At 37.5% G+C, this 2,672-nt stretch carries 4 protein-coding genes; all 4 read left to right on the forward strand.

Annotated features, from left to right (window positions below; genetic code table 11):
- Positions 1 to 660, forward strand: a 660-nt coding sequence (locus SOY52_RS01840) for a glutamate synthase (protein WP_320847282.1), incomplete at its 5' end; no start/stop codon positions are given.
- Positions 661 to 669: 9 nt separating this feature from the next.
- A complete protein-coding gene (locus SOY52_RS01845; protein ID WP_320847283.1) occupies positions 670 to 1,935 on the forward strand; it encodes a glutamine synthetase family protein in 1,266 nt (421 codons plus the stop codon).
- 9 nt (positions 1,936 to 1,944) lie between these two features.
- Positions 1,945 to 2,517 carry an ANTAR domain-containing response regulator gene (locus SOY52_RS01850; protein ID WP_320847284.1) on the forward strand — a complete coding sequence of 191 codons (573 nt, stop codon included), beginning with the start codon at positions 1,945 to 1,947 and terminating at the stop codon, positions 2,515 to 2,517.
- A gap of 9 nt (positions 2,518 to 2,526) precedes the next feature.
- A partial coding sequence (locus SOY52_RS01855) for a hypothetical protein (protein ID WP_320847285.1) occupies positions 2,527 to 2,672 on the forward strand: 146 nt, incomplete at its 3' end.

Below are 2,672 nucleotides of genomic sequence, written 5' to 3' on the forward strand. Positions count from 1 at the left end.
GAATCAGAAATAGACCTTGATAACGTTATGGGACAACGTTTTATCGCATGTGGGATGAAAGGTAAAAACTTTAATATCTATGGCGTTCCAGGAAATGCATTAGGTGCATATTTAGATGGTTCTAGCATTGAAGTATTTGAAAATGCCCAAGATGCAGTTGGTGATACAATGAACGAAGGTAGAATTGTCATCCATGGTTCAGTTGGTGATGCGTGTGGCTATGCAATGCGTGGTGGACGTATATATATTAGAGACTGTGCTGGGTATCGTGCAGGAATTCATATGAAGGCTTATAAAGATAAGCAACCATTAATAGTCATAGGAGATGCTGCAGGTTCATTCTTAGGTGAGTACCAAGCAGGAGGAACAATTATTGTTCTGGGATTAAAGCAAAACGGAAAACCTCCAGTTGGTTATTTCTGTGGAACAGGTATGCATGGAGGAAAAATTTATCTTCGCTCAGACTACCCTCCTTTTGATCTACCTCCTCAGGTAAGTTGCAGAGAAGCAAGAGAAGAGGATCTATATGATATTAGAACAAAAATCAATGAATTTTGTTCTATATTTAATATGGACAAAGAGGAAATAATGCGTAAACATTTCCTTGTGCTTGAACCTAATAGCGCAAATCCTTATAAGCAGTTATATACAAACATCTAAGGAGGAAGCATGTCTAATAGCTTTAATGCAGAAGAAATCATTAGTTATGCAAAGGAACAAGATGTTAGTTTCGTTCGTTTAGCTTTTTGTGACATTTTTGGGCAACTCAAAAATATCTCAGTCTCACTATCTACATTGGAAAGAGCTTTCAGTGACGGTATCAGATTTGATGCTTCCCAAATTAGAGGATTTTTAAATGTAGAGGACTCTGATCTACTATTATTTCCAGATCCAAACACAATGGCATTCCTTCCTTGGCGTCCAAGTCAAGGAAGAGTAATAAGATTCTACTGCGACATAAAGCACCCAGACGGAAGACCTTTTGTAGGTGACACTAGGTACATGCTAAAGCAAACCGAGAGAGAACTCTTTGAAAAGGACTATGAGGTTTATCTTGGATCAGAGCTAGAATTCTATCTATTTAAAACAGATGAAAATGGTGACCCAACATATAATCCGATGGATAGAGCCAGCTATTTCGATATAGCTCCACTCGATAAAGGTGAAAATATTAGAAGAGAAATTTGCTTAACCATGGAGGAGATGGGACTTAAGTTTGAATCTAGCCACCATGAAAAGGGTCCAGGTCAAAACGAAGTAGTTTTTAGGCACTCTCTCTTACTAGATGCAACAGATAACATTATCTCTTTTAAATCTATGGTTAAAGCTTTAGCAGCTCGAAATGGTCTTTATGCATCATTCTTACCAAAACCACTATTTGAAGAAAGTGGTTCAGGATTCCATATGAACATCAGTGTTTCAAAAGATGGAAGAGATATGTCTGTATATAGAGAAAATGTCATTGCAGGTATTTTAAAACACATAAGAGAAATGACCGTATTTCTGAACCCTATTGTCAACTCATATGAACGTTTAGGAGGCTACCAAGCCCCAGGTACTATTACTTATGGAACAGGAAATAGAAATCTACTTATTCGTGTTCCATTTGGTAAAGGAGCGGATGCAAATCGTATTGAATTACGTAGTCCTGACAATGCAGCAAACCCATATATTGCAGCTACTCTATTAACTAGAGCAGCAATGGAAGGTATTGAGAACGATTTAAAATATGATGATTCTCTTTCAGGTGATTCTCTACCTCAATCATTAATTGAAGCGGTAGAAGTTGCAACAGACTCTGAGTTTATTAACTCAGTATTACCACAACACTTAGTTAGCTGTTTCTTAAATGCAAAGAGACAGGATTGGGCTCTTACAGCATCAAGTTCAAACCCAAGACTTGTAGCAAGAGAGATGGAATTTAGTCTTACATAGGGAAAAAGGATGGATAAGATATTAATAGTATCTGGAAGCGAGAAGAGTGCTAAAAGCCTCGAAGCCCTTATTTCAAGGGTTGCTCCCCCATCCTCTTACACCATTCTGACCTCAGGCTCAAAAGCAAGACGCATACTTTTAGATGAATACTACGACTATTTAATAGTCAATTCCCCACTACTCGATGATAACGCTGTAGAGCTTTCTCGTATGATAGCTTCTACTTTAGATACAGGAGTACTTTTATTTGTAAAGGAAGAGTTTTTTGATCAAACTCTTTTAGATTGCAAAGATAGTGGAATTGCTGTTATTTCAAAGCCAATAATAATGCCGGTATTATCTCAGTGTTTCTCACTTCTTACTTCTGTTCGGGGTAAGATATCACAGTTAAAGAGAGAGAACTCTAAGCTTCAAACTAAGCTTGATGAAGTAAAGATAATTAGCCAAGCAAAATGTCTATTAATAGAGAAAAAAGGTTGTAGTGAGCAAGAAGCTCACCACTTAGTTGAGCGCCGTGCTATGAATGCAAGGATCTCAGCTAAAGAAGCAGCTGGTCAAATAATTAGAATCTATTCAGATTAAAGAGGATATATGTCAAAGCACATTTTTGTTACAGGAGGAGTTGTTTCAGGACTAGGAAAAGGAATTACAGCAGCTAGTCTTGGACGACTATTAAAATGTAGAGGCTATAAGGTTGCAGCACAAAAGCTTGATCCTTACATGAATGTAGATCCAGG

This window comes from Bullifex sp., assembly GCF_034103065.1.
Lineage (GTDB): Bacteria > Spirochaetota > Spirochaetia > Sphaerochaetales > Sphaerochaetaceae > Bullifex.

Excerpts from the sequence above, each read along its gene's own strand:
- SOY52_RS01845 (WP_320847283.1), top strand. The coding sequence starts at position 670 with ATGTCTAATAGCTTTAATGCAGAAGAAATCATTAGTTATGCAAAGGAA.
- SOY52_RS01850 (WP_320847284.1), top strand. The coding sequence starts at position 1,945 with ATGGATAAGATATTAATAGTATCTGGAAGCGAGAAGAGTGCTAAAAGC.